Here is a 17,678-nt window from a genome sequence, read left to right on the forward strand (position 1 = left end):
GGTTAAAACTCTTTCTGTATCCAATTACGCATTTTACTAAATATTCCGGTGAATGAGGAACTCTTAGGCTCATTATATTCACCCTCGTCATTAAACTGACTGTCTTTTGCGTAATGGAGCAAACCAACCGCCGTAGAATGATACGGCTCTTTTACATAATCTGTAAGCCCTTTTACTTCAAGTGGCTTACCAATTCTTACTCTGTTTGCGCCAAACACACGTTCAGCGCACTCAACCATTCCTTCAATCTGCGAAGCACCGCCAGTCAGAACAATACCCGCCGCTAAGTGTGGCTTGATACCTTCTTCTCTGAGCTTCGCCTGTACCGAATTTACCGATTGATTGATAAAGCCCATCAGCTCTGCATAACGGGCTTCAATAACGCCAGCTAATTCCTGGCGTTTCAGCGTTCTTGATGGTCTGCCACCTACACTAGGTACGTTAACAGTATCATCCTTACTAACCAGTTCGCTCAGCGCACAGCCAAAACGAACTTTAATATCTTCTGCATCATTAACCGGTGTACCAAAAGCAAAAGCAATATCACTGGTCACCGCGTTACCTGCATATGAGAATACCTCTGTATGTCTTAATGCGCCACCGGTCCAGACGGAAACATCCATAGTACCGGCACCGATATCAACCACACAGACACCAAGCTCTCGTTCATCCTCAGTGATAACCGCATTACTTGCAGCCAGACCGGAAAATACCAGTTGCTCCACATGCAGGTCGCAACGTTCAACAGCCTTGATGATGTTTCTTGCCATATCGCTATGACAGGTAATCAGATGGACACTCACTTCCATCCGTACACCAGACAAACCAAGAGGGTTTTTGATTCCTTCCTGATAATCTATAGTAAATTCCTGAGGAATGACATGCAGTATACGCTGTTCATCACTGATTTTTACAGATTTCGCCGTATGAATAGCCCGATCCATATCGTCCTGAGACACCTCTTCATCAGAGATAGTGCCCATGCCTTTTTCAATACGGCTGGCGATATGTCTTCCTGATAATGAAATAAAGACATTGCTGATCTTGCATTCGGCCATCATCTCAGCCTGACCAACAGCAACCTGAATCGACTTTACAACTGATTCCAGGTCATTAACGCCGCCTTTATCCATTCCTCTGGACTGACTGGAGCCAGTACCAAGAATGTTAATCTGACCATCTGGTAGTATTTCACCCACTAAGGCTGAAATGGTTGCAGTGCCTATATCAAGACCGACAAAGATGTTATCGTCAGCGATCTTAGTCATCCGTACTCTCTTGTGCTAAATCATCTTCCGGAAACCAGCCTACAGCTGCACCGGTATCATACCGCAGGTCAATATAGCTTACTTTCGCAGCCTTATTCCCTAATCTGTTATACAGAGAAATAAATCTATCTAATCTCTCATCTAATGACTCTTTTCCAAGCTCAAGCCGGATACCGTTATCCAGTATCATCTGCCAGGCTCTTCTGTCATTAAGAACAACGGAAGTCAGAGACAAACCCAATTGAGAAAAAAGAGGCTCTACTTTTCTCCAGGTTTGTAAAACTTTATGTTCGCTGCCAGCAGGACCATAGAGTTTAATCCGTTCTTCTTTTAGCTGACCCACATCTGCATCAAAAACATCGCCGGTTTCATTTAATAATGAATTTCCGTTCCAGATAGCCGACGCTTTGTGTTCAACTAAATAGACTTTAATAATATCGGGCCACTGCTTACGTATTGACGCCCTGGCAACCCAGGGAAGCCCGGTAATCGCAGTTTGTAACTCGTTGACATCCTGAGACATAAAGGTACCCAGATTATCCAGGCTACCCAGTGCATGCTGCACGTCCCCAGAAGAGATGTATTCAAGCTCTCCCTGCAATACGATTTTAGACAGCGGCAGACGCTCTGTATCGAGCATCCAGCTAACAGTGGTGTACAACAAAGTGCCGACAGAAAGCAAAACTAACAAAAGAAAAGCACAGCCCAGGGCATGCTCCTCTATTACTCGTTTTATATGACCGAAATCACCAGCACCAACTGCATTATTCATCTATTCGATATCGTTACTTTAATTTGCCCGGTATTCCTTCCAAAAATTAAGCAAATAAAGTTTATGGCTTAACCAAGGAATTATACAAAGCATACGCAAACTATCTACCCCAAAATTTAGAATATTGGAAAGTAAACTTATTCTGCCTTCATTTTATTAATATCAAGTTGCAAAGCTGCAAGCTGTTTTGCCACTTTACCCACATCACCGGCGCCCTGTGTCAGCACCAGATCATTTTCCTGCATCACATTGGCCAGAACTGAAGGTAACGCCTTCATATTTGGGACAAAAATCGGATCAATCTTACCGCGACTTCTTATGGTGCGGCATAATGAGCGACCATCTGCGCCTTTAATCGGCTTTTCTCCGGCGGCGTAAACGTCAAGCATGATCAGCACATCCACATTTTCCAGCACATTTGCAAAATCATCGTACAGATCACGCGTGCGGCTATAGCGGTGCGGCTGGAATATCATCACCAGACGTTTATCACCCCAGCCTGCTCTTGCTGCCTGAATGGTAACATCAACCTCGCTCGGGTGGTGGCCGTAATCATCCACCAGCATGACCTGACCGTTGCCGGTTTCATACTCGCCCAGATGTTCAAATCTGCGACCTGTGCCCTGAGTACCTATCATGGCTTTCAGAATAGCTTCATCTGAAATATCATCTTCTGTTGCAACGGCAATGGCAGCAGAAGCATTCAACGCATTATGTCGTCCTGGAATGTTCAGAGTAATATCAAGATTATCCTTCCCTTTCCTGATCACGGTGAACTTGCCCTGCTGGCCTTCCTGACGGTAGTTTTCAATCCGCACATCCGCATCTTCAGAGAAACCGTAAGTGATCACGTGACGGCTGATACGGGGAAGCAACTCTCTTACAACAGGATCATCGATACAGACAATAGCCTGACCGTAGAAGGGCAGGTTGTGCAGGAAGTCGATAAAAGTCTGCTTCAGGGTTTCAAAGTCACCGCCATAGGTATCCATATGGTCTGCTTCAATATTGGTAACAATACTAACCATCGGCTGCAGGTGCAGGAAGGAAGCATCACTCTCATCCGCTTCTGCAATAAGAATACGGCTTGAGCCAAGACGTGCGTTAGTACCGGCACTCTTAACCAGGCCGCCGTTAACAAAGGTTGGATCCAGACCGGCTTCTGAATAGATCTGTGTAACCAGCGCCGTTGTGGTTGTTTTCCCGTGGGTGCCTGCAACCGCAATACCATGACGGAAGCGCATCAGCTCAGCCAGCATTTCTGCACGTCTGACAACCGGAATACGTTTGCGCTTTGCAGCTACCAATTCAGGGTTATCCGCTTTAATTGCGGTAGAAACCACCACCACGCTGGAAGTTTCTACATTGCTTTCCTGATGACCAATAAAGATTTTTGCACCTTTACTGCTCAGTCTTTCCGTTACCGGGTTATTGGATAAATCTGAACCGGTAATTTCGTAGCCTTCATTCAGAAGAACTTCAGCAATACCACTCATGCCTGCTCCGCCGATACCAACAAAGTGGATAGACTTTACCCTGCGCATTTCAGGGACCATAGCTCTTATCTGGGATAGGTTTTGGGTATGTTCAATTGTCATCAAATCTTTCTCATTTTTCAGTTAAGGCAATAATTGCCTCTGCAACGGTCTTGTCAGCGTCCAGCTTTGCAGCCTGTCGTGCCTGAACCGCCATTGCCATTAAATCTTCGCGGGACAGAGAGGCAACCGTGTCAGCCAGTTTTTCGGCTGTCAGCTCAGGTTGCTCAATCATCAGCGCAGCCTTGCACTCCACAAGATGATCAGCGTTTAAAGCCTGCTGCCTGTCTTTATGCATAAACGGGATAAATATTGCGCCAACACCGGCTGCAGATACCTCTGAAACCGTCAGCGCACCGGAGCGGCAGATCAGTAAATCGGCCCACTCATAAGCCTGAGCGACATTATCTATAAATTCGGTCACTTCTGCATCTTTAACTCCGGCCTGCTCATAAGCCAGCTCAACATCCTGCTGATTATTCTTACCGGCCTGATGCTTAACTCTGTAACCATCACCCAGTTTTGCCAATACTTCAGGCAGAGTTGTGTTAAGGATGCGTGCCCCCTGACTGCCGCCCATCACCAGAATCCGGATATCACCTTCTCTTGAGGCCAGACGCTCCTGAGGCTGCGGCAGTTGAGTCACATCTTCACGCACCGGATTACCCACCACTTCCGCTGTCGGAAATGCGCCGGGGAAGGCCTGAAACACTTTTTTAGCCACTTTAGACAGCCACTGGTTAGTCAGCCCGGCTACGGCATTTTGCTCATGCAATACCACAGGGATGCCCGAAAGCCAGGCAGCAATACCGCCCGGTCCGCTTACATAGCCGCCCATTCCCAGCACGGCATCCGGCTGCCAGTTGTTGATATGCTGTTTCGCCTGACGGACAGCGTTAATAATCTGAAATGGTGCTTTAATCAGGCGCGCAATACCCTGACCTCTGATCCCTTTTACCCTGATAAAGTCGATCTCAATACCGTGTTTAGGTACCAGATCAGCTTCCATTCTGTCTTCGGTTCCAAGCCAGCGAATTTCCCAGCCCTGCTGTTGCAGCTGTTTCGCCACCGCTAATCCGGGAAATACGTGTCCGCCCGTACCACCAGCCATGACCAGTAAACGTTTATTCTTTTTCATTATTTAATCCATCATCCTGGTGAGTTTCCTGACTCACTGCCTTTTGCTGGTTCAGGCGCAGCTCAAAATCGATACGCAGCAGAATTGATACTGCAGTGGACATAACTATCAGGCTCGAACCACCGTAGCTAATCAGGGGCAGTGTCAGACCTTTGGTCGGCACCAAACCAGCCGCAGCACCAACATTAACCAGCGACTGAAACGCAAACCAGATCCCGATACCCAAAGCCAGATAACCGCCAAAACGCTCATTCTGTTCCAGCGCTTTTTTACCTATCAGAACGGCCTTAGTCACCAGAGCAAAGATAAGTATCAGAACCAGAGTTACGCCAACAAAGCCAAGTTCTTCGCCAATAACAGCAAACACAAAGTCGGTATGCGCCTCTGGCAGGTATTCAAGTTTCTGTACTGAGTTACCCAGTCCCTGACCAAACCACTCTCCCCGGCCAAAAGCCATCAGTGACTGAGTTAGCTGATAGCCACTCCCGAAAGGATCCTCCCAGGGGTCCCAGAAGGAGGTCATACGCCTCATTCGGTATGGCTCAAAGATAATCAGCATACAAACACCGGCAATGCCCACCATCATCAAAGCAATAAACTGCCAGAGCTTGGCACCTGCAATAAACAGCATACCAAACACAGTCACCAGCATAACCACAACGGTACCCAGGTCCGGCTGCATCAACAGCAAAACAGCAAAGCTACCAAAAACCAGCGCAGGCTTAAAGAATCCGCCAAAAAACGACTCACGCACCTCTTCTCTTTTGCGTTCCAGATAACCGGATATAAAGACAAATAGCGATAGTTTTGCCACTTCAGCAGGCTGCAGGTTAAAAAGCCCGAGCGGGATCCAGCGCGACGCACCGTTTACTGACTTTCCCCCAACCAGAACAACCACCAGCAGAGCAAAGGTAACAAAGAAAAAATGGGTACTGAATTTAAGCCAGGTTTTTGTCTGCACCTGAAGTATTACCGCAGCAGCACCGATAGCAAGAACAAGGAAACTGGCATGCCGGAACATAAAGTGGAAGGGCTGCTCAGTCAGACGGGTACTGACAGGAAAAGAGGCCGATGTCACCATCACAAGCCCTGTCAGCATCAGTCCTAAAGCAATCCAAACTAACTGTCGATCAAAAAGCGCTTCCGGCGAAGCCGACTGGCTCCAGCTCCGGAGGTTTTCAATCACTCTGGCTACCATCTCGTCAATACATCCTTATTGGTTTGCGTACTTCTTTGCAAGCTCAGTAAAGGCATCGCCTCTGGCCATAAAATTCTTAAACTGATCAAAACTGGCACAGGCAGGAGAAAGCATCACCATATCGCCGGATTCAACTTGTTCAGATACCGCTTTGACTATCTGTTCGATATTATCCCAGCGGGTCGCAGACTTATGAAGAGACATAAACTCATCGCCATCTTCACCAAAGCAATACAGCTTAACATCCAGTTTATTTAACGCCGGTGCCAGTTCTGAGAAGTCCGCTCCTTTTCCTACACCGCCAACCAGCAGATGCAGGGTACCCGAACAATCCAGACCAGATAACGCAGCAAGCGTACTGGCAACATTGGTTGCCTTAGAATCATTGACCCACTTAATTCCGTTCTGGTCAGCAACCACCTGACAGCGGTGCGTCAGGCCATTATATTCTCTCAGTGTCTGCAACAACTCTTTATAATCAATGCCTGCGCATGTGAGCAAAGCAAGAACCGTCAGTACATTAGCAATATTATGCTTACCTACCAGACTCAGCTCGCTGACAGGAACAAGCAATTCACCGTTTGCAACCAGCCACTGCGCACCCTGATGCGGAATAATACCGAATTCTTTTTCATCCAGCCCGAAAGTCACCACGTTTTTGTGTGGCTGCTCAGGATAGGTCTGGGGATCATCACGGTTCACAACGGCAAATTCAGCATGAGAGAAGATTCTCTGTTTCGCCTCTTTGTACAGTGCGATGCTGCCGTCATAGCGGTCCATATGGTCTTCAGACAGATTAAGAAAAGCCGCCGCTTTTAGCTTAAGACTGGAAGTGGTTTCAAGCTGGAAGCTGGAAAGCTCCAGAACATAGAGATCCGCAGGTTCGTTTAAAAGCTCCAGTGCCGGAACACCGATATTACCGCCGACCCCGACCTTAAGTCCGGCAGCCTTTGCCATAACGCCGGTCAGATCCGTCACAGTACTTTTGCCGTTGGAGCCGGTGATGGCAATAACAGGCGCTTCTGCAGCCCATGCAAACAGCTCGATATCACCGACAATCGGAATATTTTTGTCAGCAGCCGCCTGTATTTCAGGGGTTGCCAGTGCAATTCCCGGGTTAACTACAATCAGATCAGCCTGAGCAAGCCAGTCATTCTGCCAGCTTCCGCTGTGCAGTTTAATTTGCGGATCCAGTTCATCCTGCCCCGGAGGATTTGCTCTGGTATCGATAACCCGGATATCCAGATTCTTGTCGATTTTCGTCAGGTACTTAACAACAGAAAGCCCGGTAATACCGAGCCCTGCTACAACAACTTTGTTGATATTATTCCAGTTCTGCATCTGTTATCGAACCTTCAGTGTTGCCAGTCCGATTAGCACAAGCACGATGGAGATAATCCAGAAACGGACGATAACCCTTGGTTCCGGCCACCCTTTCAGTTCGTAATGGTGGTGAATCGGAGCCATACGGAACACGCGCTGCCCTCTCAGTTTATAAGAGCCAACCTGAAGAATGACCGACAATGTTTCCATAACAAAAACGCCGCCCATAATAACCAGCACAAACTCCTGACGAACCAGAACCGCGATGGTACCCAGAGCGCCACCCAGAGCCAGTGAACCCACATCACCCATAAATACCTGAGCCGGGTAGGTGTTAAACCACAGGAAGCCTAAACCGGCACCCACCATAGCGGAGCAGAAGATCACCAGCTCACTTGAGTATGGGATATAAGGGATATTCAGATATTCGGCAAAGTTAACGTTACCTGTTGCCCACGCAATAAAGGCAAAGCCACCAGACACCAGTACCGTTGGCAGTATTGCCAGACCGTCCAGACCGTCAGTCAGGTTTACCGCATTACTGGTACCAACAATCACAAAGTAAGTCAGCACAACATAAAACAGACCCAGCTGCGGCATAATATCTTTAAAGAAAGGCACAACCAGTTGGGTAGCTGATGTGTCTTTGCCGTGTGCATACAGAGCAAAGGCAACCACAATGGCAATTGTGGACTGCCAGAAATACTTCCAGCGTGCGATAAGACCGGCCGGATCTTTGCGGACCACTTTACGGTAATCATCAACAAAACCCACTGCACCATAGCCTAAGAGCACTGTCATCACTGCCCAGATATATGGGTTAGAAAGATCTGCCCACAGCAGAACACTGACAACAATGGATGCCAGAATCATAACACCGCCCATTGTTGGCGTGCCGCGCTTACTGAAATGAGACTCAGGGCCGTCATTACGTACCACCTGACCAATCTGCATCAGCTGCAGACGGGCAATCAGTCTCGGACCGATCCACAAAGAAAGTCCCAGAGCGGTAAGTGCGCTCAGGATGGAACGGAAAGATAAATATTCAAATAATCGAAAAAACGAAAAATATGGCTGTATCAACTCAGCAAGCCAGATCATCATTTGTGCTTCTCCTTCAAAGCTTCAGCCACTTTACTCATACGGGCACTATTTGCCCCTTTTACAAGAAGAGTATGTACCTGGTCAGAGGCTTTGTACAACTCGCTTTCGATATATGCCATTAACTCTTCATGAGAAGAGAAATGATGCCCCTGGCAAATATCGCTAATCACTTTAGTGTCCTCACCATAGGTAAGAACATGTTCAAACTTAAATGGTGCTGCATGTTCACCGACTTGACGGTGAAGTGCAAGACTTTCCTCACCCAATTCAGCCATGTAGCCCAAAATCAGCCATCTGATTCCTGAATATGTGGAAAGCAGATCCGCTGCCGCCTTCATTGCAGGAACGCTGGCATTATAGCTGTCGTCAATTAAACGAATATTATCCTTTAGCATTTCGACCTCTACCCGGCCTTTTACATTGGACAGATTCGCCAGACCATATTTTACATCATCCAGTGACGCGCCAAAGCTCATCGCCAGAGAAGCGGCTGCCAGCGCATTGGAAACATTGTGCTGACCAATAATACCCAGCTGAACCTGAATCTGCCCTTCTGGTGTATTCAGAGTAAAACCGGCTTCACCCAGTTCGTTCATACCGATATCTGTCGGGTAGTAATCCGCTTTCTCATCGGTCGCAGAAAAAGTGATGGTCTGCTTATCCTGCAGAACTTGCTGCCAGTAGTTCTCACCGTGGCTGTCCAGGTTTACGATTGCTGTCTGATTCTTGCCAAGACCCTGATAAATTTCACCTTTGGCCTGTTTTACGCCGTCGATAGAACCAAAACCTTCAAGGTGTGATTCCGCGACATTGTTGACCAGAGCTACGCTTGGTTTAACCAGAGCCGCAGTATAGGCAATTTCACCGATATGGTTTGCACCCAGCTCAATAACGGCATAGTCATACTCCGGCTCAGAACGAAGCAGAGTGAGAGGCACCCCGATATCATTATTAAAGTTACCTGCGGTAGCCAGTACTTTACCTTTCTGAGACAGTATCGCCGCCGTCATCTCTTTTACCGTGGTCTTTCCGCAACTGCCTGTGATCGCCAGAGTCTGAATATCGCACTCTTTATGCACCCAGGCGGCAAGGACACCTAAAGCAATCAGAGTATCCTTAACAATAATCTGTGGCAGCTCAACATCCAGCTTTCGGTTTACCAGAATTGCGCTGGCGCCGTTATCCTGTGCCTGCTGCGCAAAATCATGCGCATCAAAACGCTCTCCCACAAGAGCGACAAACAGCGCTCCTTCTGACAGAGTTCTGGTATCTGTGGATACTGCGTTAATCGCGCAGTCAGCTCCCTCCAGGCGCCCTTCGACAACCTGACAGATTTCGCTTAAGCGGGTTGAAATCATTCTGTTATTCCTAAAACTTTCATTGCAGACTCCCGGTCAGAATAGTGGATCGTTTCCCCTTTCAGTACCTGATAGTCTTCATGTCCTTTGCCTGCCAGCAGGATAATATCCTGGCTCTGAGCTTTTTCTGCGGCAAAGGTCAGTGCATCAAATCTGTTATGCGCAACTGTCGCCGCCTTTGGATTTTGCATACCGGCAAGCATATCATTCACAATTATGGCAGGATCTTCGCTGCGTGGGTTGTCATCGGTCAGAATTACTTCATCGGCCAGTTTTTCAGCAATGGAGGCCATCATTGGACGCTTACCCGCATCTCTGTCACCGCCACAGCCGAATATTGCCCAGAGCTTTCCGCTGCAATGCACCCTAAGTGCAGACAGTGCTTTTTCCAGTGCATCAGGCGTGTGCGCGTAATCCACAACAATTTTGGCCTTTTGCTCTGCGCTGAACAGCTCCATACGGCCGATAACCGGCTGCAGTTTTTCAGAGCTTTCCGTCAACTCAGAAACAGAAAAGCCCAGTGACAGCAGAGCAGCAAACGCCAGCATCACATTGGATGCGTTAAAGGCACCGACGAGGGGAGCATTCAGAGTTCCGGCCCCCCAGTGACCATCAAAGCGGATGGAAATACCTTTTTCAGAATAGTGAACGTCTGTGGCCCAGAGCCCTTTTTCACACTCCGGTGCTTTTTCCAGTGAAACGCCCACAGCTTGTGGCAGTTGCTTAATCCACTCTCTGCCAACGCTGTCATCGGCGTTAATAATGGCATATTTGCACTGATGCTGGGTAAACAGCTCCAGCTTAGCACTGGCGTAGTTTTCCATGGAGCCGTGATAGTCAAGGTGATCCCGGCTCAGGTTAGTAAAGACACCCGCCTCAAACTGCAGGGCTTTCACCCGTCCCTGAACAAGGCCGTGTGAAGAGACTTCCAGTGCGGTGAGTTCCGCGCCTTCCTGAGACAATTCGTTCAGTGTTCTCTGGATATCTATGGCACTGCCGGTGGTATTCTGAGCCGGTTTCAGCTTTTCCAGAAAGCCGTTACCTGTGGTTCCCATCACTGAAGCTCGCTTGCCAACCAGAGTCATCCACTGAGCGATAAGCTGGGTAATGGTGGTCTTACCGTTGGTGCCGGTCACGCCAATAAGCTCCGGCTTATCGGTATAAAGCTGGCCAGCCAGTTCAGACAGCTTAAGATTAAGCGCCTCAATATACACCACAGGTATCTCTGAAACATATTCAGTCAGCCCGTGAGGCTTCTCTTCACAAGACTGTGCAATGACCGCATTTGCGCCGTTTTCCAATGCCTTAGCTATGAATTTACGACCATCAACCGCGTGACCGATAACGGCAACAAAGGTGGTGCCTGGTTTAACCCTGCGGCTGTCCAGTTCAAGATCTGTCACTTCAATCTGGCTAAAACGGCTATCAGCCGACGCCAGCCAGGGAGATAAAAGGGATTCAAGAGTGAAGGGGGATATCATTATTATTCTCTCGATTTTATTGCGCGTCCGGCGCGACATTTAATATTTGCAGAGTCGATTTCATCACATCAGAAAATACCGGGCCTGCAACCGTACCGCCGTAGTAAAGGTCGCCCTGTGGCTCGTTAACCACCACCACCATGGCAACTTTAGGATCACTGACCGGCGCAACCCCTGCCACAATGGCAACATATTCATCACTGTAACCGCCAGCTGTTGCTTTACGGGAAGTACCTGTCTTAGCCGCAATTCTGTATCCCGGCACCGCCGCACGCGTTGCCGTACCGCCTTTTTGAGTGACGGTTTCCAGAATTTCCAGCACGTATCTGGCGTTTTCTCTTTCTATCACCTGACGTGACGTTTCATGCTTATTGTCTTTGATGATATGCAGAGGCCGGTATTTACCGTAGCTCCCCAGAGTTGCGTAGGCATGAGCGAGCTGCAATGGCGTTATGGACATACCATAACCAAAGGCCAGAGTGGCAATTTCAAACTTCGACCAGCGTCTTCTGTTTGGGAACAAGCCTTCGGTTTCACCAATCAGGTTAATTCCTGTCGATGCGCCAAAGCCCACAGAGCTGTACTGACCAAGCAGCGCTTCCAGCGGCATATCCAGAGCCAGCTTAGCCACGCCGATATTACTGGACTTTTTCAGTATGGTAAGCAGGTCCGCCTTGCCGATCTTGGAGGTATCCCGGACCCGGCTGCCGCCTATCTGCATTATGCCGTTGCCGGTATCAATAATGGTATCCGAGTCTGCAATGCCGTTTTCCAGAGCGGCCAGAACCACAAAAGGTTTTACCGTGGACCCCGGCTCCATTGAGTCGGTAATAGTCCGGTTTCTCATTTTATAGCTTTGCAGCTGCTCTCTGTTATTCGGGTTATAGGAAGGAGCATTGACCATGGCCAGGATCTCTCCGCTATCCACATCCAGAATAACGATTGAGCCGGAAGTTGCTCTGTGGTCGGCAACCGCCTGTTTAATCGCCCGGTATGAAATGGCCTGAAGACGCTGATCAATCGTCAGTTGCAGCGGCTTACCTTCTTTGCGCTCGTTCAGGGAGATGTTCTCCACCACCCGGCCAAAACGGTCTTTCCGGATCGTCTGCTTACCGGCTTCACCGGTCAGCCAGGAGTCGTAGCTTCGCTCAACCCCTTCAAGGCCCTTATCATCAATGCCGGTCACGCCAATAACGTGAGCACTTACTTCACCGGAAGGATAATAGCGACGTGATTCATTATTCAGCCCAACGCCAGATAACTTAAGCTCTTTAATATAATTCGCCATGGCCGGGCTTACCTGTCTCTGCAGATAAATAAAGCGGCGCTTTTTGTTCTTTTTAATTTTTTCAATCAGAGCTTTACGTTGCAGCCCAAGCACATCAGCCAGAGCATACCAGCGCTCGATCTGTTCAAAACCACCGGCTTTAAAGATAGCCACAGGATCAGCCCACACCGCCTGAACCGGCACACTCACAGCGAGCTGCTCACCATTACGGTCAGAAATAATGCCACGGGCAGAGGGAAGGGCCTGGGTACGGACAGAGCGCATATCGCCCTGGCGGATCAGGTTATCCGGCTCAATAATCTGAATATAAGCCGCGCGCCCAACCAAAGAGACAAAAGCACAGAAAACAAAAACCAGCACCAGGTTAAAACGCCACTTTATCAGCAACGACTCTTCTTCTTGCTTAGTGACTCGCTGGTTTGAGGTTTTAGGTTTTTCCGGCTTTTTCGGCTTTTGCTTTCTCAGAATCATCGTAACGACACCACCACTTCTCTGTTCGCTTCGGGGCGAATCATCTGAAGGTCATCTTTTGCCATCTCCTGAACCCGGCTGTGCTCAGACAGTGCGTTTTCTTCCAGAATCAGGTTTCGCCATTCATTGTCCAGGCGGTCGCGTTCAATCAGGGTCAGGTTTTTTTCAGAAATCGCCAGTCTGGTATGGTGGGTACTGAAAACCACGCCCATAGCAACAGCAAAGATAGCAATAAGCAGAAACAGCGGGAGCTTGCCCACTGTAAAAATATCTTTGAGGATCAGTAATGCCAGATTGGGTTGCTTCTCAGTCATAACCTTAGCCGCACGATTGTATTTATTACAATTTTTCAGCGATACGAAGAACCGAACTGCGTGAGCGGCTGTTCACTTCAACCTCTTCCTTGGAAGGCATGATAGCTTTGCCAACGGTCTTCAGGCTGGCGCTGCCCAGCTCTTTAATCTGCGCTTCTGTCAGCGGAATGCCGTGAGGGACTTCCGGTCCCTTACTCTCTTTGCGCATAAAGCGTTTAACCATGCGGTCTTCCAGAGAGTGGAAGCTGATGACTGAAAGGCGTCCTTCTGGCGCAAGTATTGATAATGCGCCTTTTAGTGCCGTATCAATCTCTTCCAGTTCGCTGTTAATGTAAATCCGGATCGCCTGAAAACTGCGGGTAGCAGGGTGCTTTTTCTTCTCTCTGGAAGGAGAAACATCTGAAATCAGCTTCGCAAGCTGACTGGTGCGGGTCAGAGGCTCTTTCTCTTCATCCTCTCTGTGCGCAACAATGGCTTTGGCAATTCGCCATGCAAATTTCTCTTCGCCAAATTGCTTCAGTACCCAACTGATATCCTCTGCGTCAGCCTCAGCCAGCCATTGTGATGCTGGAATACCTGAAGTGGGGTCCATACGCATATCCAGCGGGCCGTCTTTCATAAAGCTAAAGCCGCGCTCAGCATCATCCAATTGAGGTGAGGAAACGCCTAAATCAAGCAACACACCATCAATTTTGCCTGCTATACCGTAGTCTTCAGCATATTCTGCCATTCCAGAAAAGGGGCCGTGAATAATGGTAAAACGAGGGTCATCAATCTTATTAGCCTCTGCAATGGCTGTCGGATCTCTGTCGATACTGTAAAGGCGGCCATTCTCACCAAGATGAGAAAGTATCTTACGGCTGTGTCCGCCACGACCAAAAGTTCCGTCGATATAGATGCCGTCAGGCTTAATCGCCAGACCTTCAATAGATTCATTTAATAATACAGAGACGTGTTGAAAAGATTCAGTCATGGTTGGAACTCGTTTTCCCAATATATTCAGGCAAACCCATAGTGTACTGATTTGCACTCTGCTGGCTAGTTTTAATCTGATAAATGGTGTCAAAATTGCGTAAATCAGAAATTACGGCAATCTATGAGGACGAAAAAGCCCGAGCATTATACTCAGGCTTTGCCAAATAATAATTTTTAAAGTCTAATTAGGTCAGATTGCCCAACCAGCAGTCAACAGAATACTCATTACACTCTGCTCCTGAATTGCAGGCTGTTCACCTTTCAACCACACAGTCAGCTCCTGGCCACCAAACATATTCTTACCAACAGTGACAGTGCCAACCAGCTTACCCCCTTTAGTCACTTTGTAGCCATATGGGGAGCCACTTTCATTACCTTCTGCATCTTTGTATACAGATCCCAGCTTGTACTGCACACCGAGAATCTTAGCTCCACCAGTCAGGTCAAGGTTTGTATTAGCCAGTCCGTCTAAGCCAACATATTCAAGCACTTCATTTTTAGCGTTAATTTCTGGAAGATCAATCCCGATTTTACCAATAACTTTACCGTCACGACGAACAACACCAAGGTAAGGGTTTTTCAGACTTACACCAATTCCTTTTATTCCACCAACAGAAGTTCTCTGGCTCTCTGCCTTAATATTCCACTTTTGAGCCGCATCCAAGTTAACTTCAATCTTTTGCTCTCCAGCATATACAACCAAACCAGCCTCATATCCAAAAGCCTTCATAGTGCCAGTTGCTATGTTCTCAAACTTAAAGCCAGATGTTACACCAATATCTGTATACTCAAGTTCAGCAACCTTATCCTTATTCGTTGGGGTCACAAGAGCAGTTTTTGAAGAAGAAGCACACCCAAAGAGCACTGTAGACATTAAAAGTGCAAGCCCAAATTTTTTCATCTTTGATTCCTTTAGTTACGTCATTAGAGTAAAAAACCCACAAAAGGTTATTCTATGATCAAATTAAGACTATTTTATACTCAATATTGAGACAGATAGAACTAATTCCCCGCCAGCTCTTGTTCTTCTTTAATTTCCCGGAAACTGCAGCAGTTACGGTTATTTCGTTTTGAGTCGTACAAGGCTTTATCCGCAGCTTTGCCCAGAGATACCGGCAACATTTCTTTATCCGGCACAATGGAGCTGTAGCCGACACTCACAGTAACCCAGTCTCTGTCAGCCGCTTCACAGTGCGGAATATTCAGTTTCTCCACCTCACTGCGTACCCGCTCGGCAACGATAGCAGCGCCTTCTTTGTCTGTTTCAGGCAGAAGGATGGCAAACTCTTCACCACCAACACGAGCCACTTTGTCCAGATGACGCAAACTGCCAGTCTGCAAAGAAGCCGCGACGGCTTTCAGGCAGTCATCCCCGGCATGGTGACCAAAAGTATCGTTATAGAGCTTAAAGTGATCGATATCGATCATCACAAGAGAGAGTGAATGGTTTGCCCGTAATGCACGCTGCCACTCGTCTTCAAATACTTCCTGATAACGGCGCTTGTTGAGCAGCCCCGTCAGGCCATCTGTGGTTGAAAGCAGCAAAAGCTGCTCATTGGTCTCTTCCAGTTGCTGCTGCAGCTCTTCCATCTCCACAAGCTGGCGGTTAAATTCCGCAGTTTTTCGCTTCAAAGCAAGCTTTTGCTCAAACAGCTCAATAAAAACGCCGACTTTGCTTCTGAATATTTCTGCCTGTAACGGTTTAAACAGATAGTCTACAGCTCCGGATTCATAGCCCTTAAACACATGAGCATCACCCATGGACTCAGCGGTGACAAAGATAATCGGGATATTACGGGTATCACGATTACCGCGCATCAGCTCGGCAACTTCATAACCGTCCATTTCCGGCATCTGAACATCCAGCAGTACCAGCGCAAAGTCGTGGTCCAGCGTGTGGCCCAGCGCTTCGATACCCGAAGTTGCCCGGATCAGTTCAATGTTAAAACTATCAAGCAGATTTTCCAGGGTAATCAGGTTTTCAACCCTGTCATCAACTATCAGTACCTTAGGTATTTCTTCCATAATTAGCATTCGCAAAGATCACTCAAAAAACGACCTATTTCATCCAGAGGAAGAATATGATCAACATCCACTGCTTCAATCGCAGCTTTAGGCATGGCTGTCGCCTCGGCGGTTTCTGCCGACTGCACTATCGTCAGACCACCTTTTTCTTTTATTTTTTTTAGCCCCTGAGCGCCGTCGGAATTAGCCCCCGTAAGCACTAAACCAATTAACGACTCACCATAGTACTCGGCCGCAGACTCAAACAGCACATCGATAGAAGGCCGGGAAAAGTTTACCGGAGGTTCAACAGAGAGCGTTATGCTGCCATCGTACTCCACCATCATATGGTAGTTTGGCGGTGCGATATACATGGCGCCCTTTTGAATCGGTTCTTTATCTTCACCTTCCTGAACATCAAGCCGGCAGCGACTGGCAAAATGAGAAGCCAGATAACTGTCTACATTAGGACTGATATGCTGAACCAATAAAACAGGCAGACAAAAGTTAGATTTAAGCTCACGAACCACCCGCTCAACCGCAGCTAACCCGCCAGCAGAAGCTCCGATCACGATAGCCCTGTATTGAGCCTGTTCACACGCCATACAATCTTACTCCCGTTTTTTCCGGTATATTTTTTCCCGCTCTGATACCAACTCAAACTTATCGGCAACATCTGCAAAGCGCATACTCTCTTTCGAACCCAGACAAAGGAAACCACCGGGAACCAGGCTGTCATAAAACAGGTTAAATACCCGGTTTTGCAGCTCCCGGTTAAAGTAGATAAGAACATTACGACAGAATATCACATGCATTTCCCCAAAAACGCCATCGGAAGCAAGGTTATGAGGAGTAAACAATACTTTATCCTTTAAGCTGCTTTTCATAATGACGTTATCGTAATCTGCCGTGTAGTAATCCGACAGTGACTCAAGCCCTCCGGCCGCCTGATAATTGGCTGTGTACTGACGCACCAGATCCATCGGGTAGATACCGGCTTTGGCTTTCTCAAGGATAGCTTCATTAAAGTCCGTGGCATACACCTGGGCCCGGTTTTCCATCCCCTCTTCATCCAGCACTATGCCCATGGAGTAAACTTCCTGCCCGGCGGAACAGCCAGCGTGCCAGACCTTTATATAAGGATAGGTCTGAAGATGAGGCAGAACCAGCTCCCGTACTTTCTTGTAAAACCAGGGGTCGCGGAACATCTCAGTCACGTTAATTGAGAGATCCAGCAACAGGCGGTTAAAGAAACGCTCATCGTAAAGCACCCTGTGCTGCATTTCGGAGTAGTTTCTCATTCCCTCAATGGCACGCCGGTACTCAAGACGACGCCGGGTATGGGCAACCGAATACTGCCGGAAGTCGTAATCGTACTTCCGGTAGATAGCTTCTAACAGCAGCTGAATTTCAAGCTGCTCACTGGTCAGTTCCTGTGTCTGTTCCATA

Annotated in this window: 16 protein-coding genes; all 16 read right to left on the minus strand. The window is 48.0% G+C overall.

Going from position 1 to position 17,678, the window contains the following annotated elements; genetic code table 11:
- Nucleotides 1-2: 2 nt before the first annotated feature.
- Nucleotides 3-1,268 (minus strand): cell division protein FtsA, encoded by a 1,266-nt coding sequence (gene ftsA, locus L3Q72_RS12435; protein ID WP_275130258.1) that lies wholly within the window; start codon nt 1,266-1,268, stop codon nt 3-5.
- Entirely contained in the window at nt 1,261-2,040 is a 780-nt protein-coding gene (locus L3Q72_RS12440; protein WP_275130259.1) for a cell division protein FtsQ/DivIB, read from the minus strand. Before L3Q72_RS12440 ends, ftsA begins: the two co-directional genes overlap by 8 nt.
- 137 nt (nt 2,041-2,177) lie before the next feature.
- Nucleotides 2,178-3,638 (minus strand): UDP-N-acetylmuramate--L-alanine ligase, encoded by a 1,461-nt coding sequence (murC, locus tag L3Q72_RS12445; protein WP_275130260.1) that lies wholly within the window; start codon nt 3,636-3,638, stop codon nt 2,178-2,180.
- 10 nt (nt 3,639-3,648) lie between these two features.
- Complete coding sequence (murG, locus tag L3Q72_RS12450; RefSeq protein ID WP_275130261.1) at nt 3,649-4,713, minus strand: undecaprenyldiphospho-muramoylpentapeptide beta-N-acetylglucosaminyltransferase; 1,065 nt, start codon at nt 4,711-4,713, stop codon at nt 3,649-3,651.
- A complete protein-coding gene (gene ftsW, locus L3Q72_RS12455) occupies nt 4,700-5,911 on the minus strand; it encodes a cell division protein FtsW (RefSeq protein WP_275130262.1) in 1,212 nt (403 codons plus the stop codon). The genes murG and ftsW overlap by 14 nt, the downstream gene beginning before the upstream one ends.
- Nucleotides 5,912-5,926: 15 nt before the next feature.
- Nucleotides 5,927-7,252 carry a UDP-N-acetylmuramoyl-L-alanine--D-glutamate ligase gene (murD, locus tag L3Q72_RS12460; protein ID WP_275130263.1) on the minus strand — a complete coding sequence of 442 codons (1,326 nt, stop codon included), beginning with the start codon at nt 7,250-7,252 and terminating at the stop codon, nt 5,927-5,929.
- A 3-nt stretch (nt 7,253-7,255) separates the two neighbouring features.
- Complete coding sequence (gene mraY / locus L3Q72_RS12465) at nt 7,256-8,338, minus strand: phospho-N-acetylmuramoyl-pentapeptide-transferase (RefSeq protein ID WP_275130264.1); 1,083 nt, start codon at nt 8,336-8,338, stop codon at nt 7,256-7,258.
- Nucleotides 8,335-9,696, minus strand: coding sequence for a UDP-N-acetylmuramoyl-tripeptide--D-alanyl-D-alanine ligase (gene murF, locus L3Q72_RS12470; RefSeq protein ID WP_275130265.1), 1,362 nt, complete (start codon nt 9,694-9,696; stop codon nt 8,335-8,337). The genes mraY and murF overlap by 4 nt, the downstream gene beginning before the upstream one ends.
- Nucleotides 9,693-11,177, minus strand: a complete 1,485-nt coding sequence (murE, locus tag L3Q72_RS12475; protein WP_275130266.1) for a UDP-N-acetylmuramoyl-L-alanyl-D-glutamate--2,6-diaminopimelate ligase — start codon at nt 11,175-11,177, stop codon at nt 9,693-9,695. Before murE ends, murF begins: the two co-directional genes overlap by 4 nt.
- A gap of 16 nt (nt 11,178-11,193) precedes the next feature.
- Nucleotides 11,194-12,936, minus strand: coding sequence for a penicillin-binding transpeptidase domain-containing protein (locus L3Q72_RS12480; RefSeq protein WP_275130267.1), 1,743 nt, complete (start codon nt 12,934-12,936; stop codon nt 11,194-11,196).
- A complete protein-coding gene (gene ftsL / locus L3Q72_RS12485) occupies nt 12,933-13,250 on the minus strand; it encodes a cell division protein FtsL (RefSeq protein WP_275130268.1) in 318 nt (105 codons plus the stop codon). Before ftsL ends, L3Q72_RS12480 begins: the two co-directional genes overlap by 4 nt.
- A 25-nt stretch (nt 13,251-13,275) precedes the next feature.
- Complete coding sequence (rsmH, locus tag L3Q72_RS12490; protein WP_275130269.1) at nt 13,276-14,223, minus strand: 16S rRNA (cytosine(1402)-N(4))-methyltransferase RsmH; 948 nt, start codon at nt 14,221-14,223, stop codon at nt 13,276-13,278.
- Nucleotides 14,224-14,415: 192 nt separating this feature from the next.
- Nucleotides 14,416-15,126, minus strand: a complete 711-nt coding sequence (locus L3Q72_RS12495) for a hypothetical protein (RefSeq protein WP_275130270.1) — start codon at nt 15,124-15,126, stop codon at nt 14,416-14,418.
- A gap of 101 nt (nt 15,127-15,227) precedes the next feature.
- Entirely contained in the window at nt 15,228-16,250 is a 1,023-nt protein-coding gene (locus L3Q72_RS12500; RefSeq protein WP_275130271.1) for a diguanylate cyclase, read from the minus strand.
- 2 nt (nt 16,251-16,252) lie between these two features.
- Complete coding sequence (locus L3Q72_RS12505; RefSeq protein WP_275130272.1) at nt 16,253-16,834, minus strand: chemotaxis protein CheB; 582 nt, start codon at nt 16,832-16,834, stop codon at nt 16,253-16,255.
- A gap of 6 nt (nt 16,835-16,840) precedes the next feature.
- Complete coding sequence (locus L3Q72_RS12510) at nt 16,841-17,677, minus strand: protein-glutamate O-methyltransferase CheR (protein WP_275130273.1); 837 nt, start codon at nt 17,675-17,677, stop codon at nt 16,841-16,843.
- Between the last annotated feature and the right edge of the window lies 1 nt (nt 17,678).

Source organism: Vibrio sp. JC009 (assembly GCF_029016485.1).
GTDB lineage: Bacteria > Pseudomonadota > Gammaproteobacteria > Enterobacterales > Vibrionaceae > Vibrio.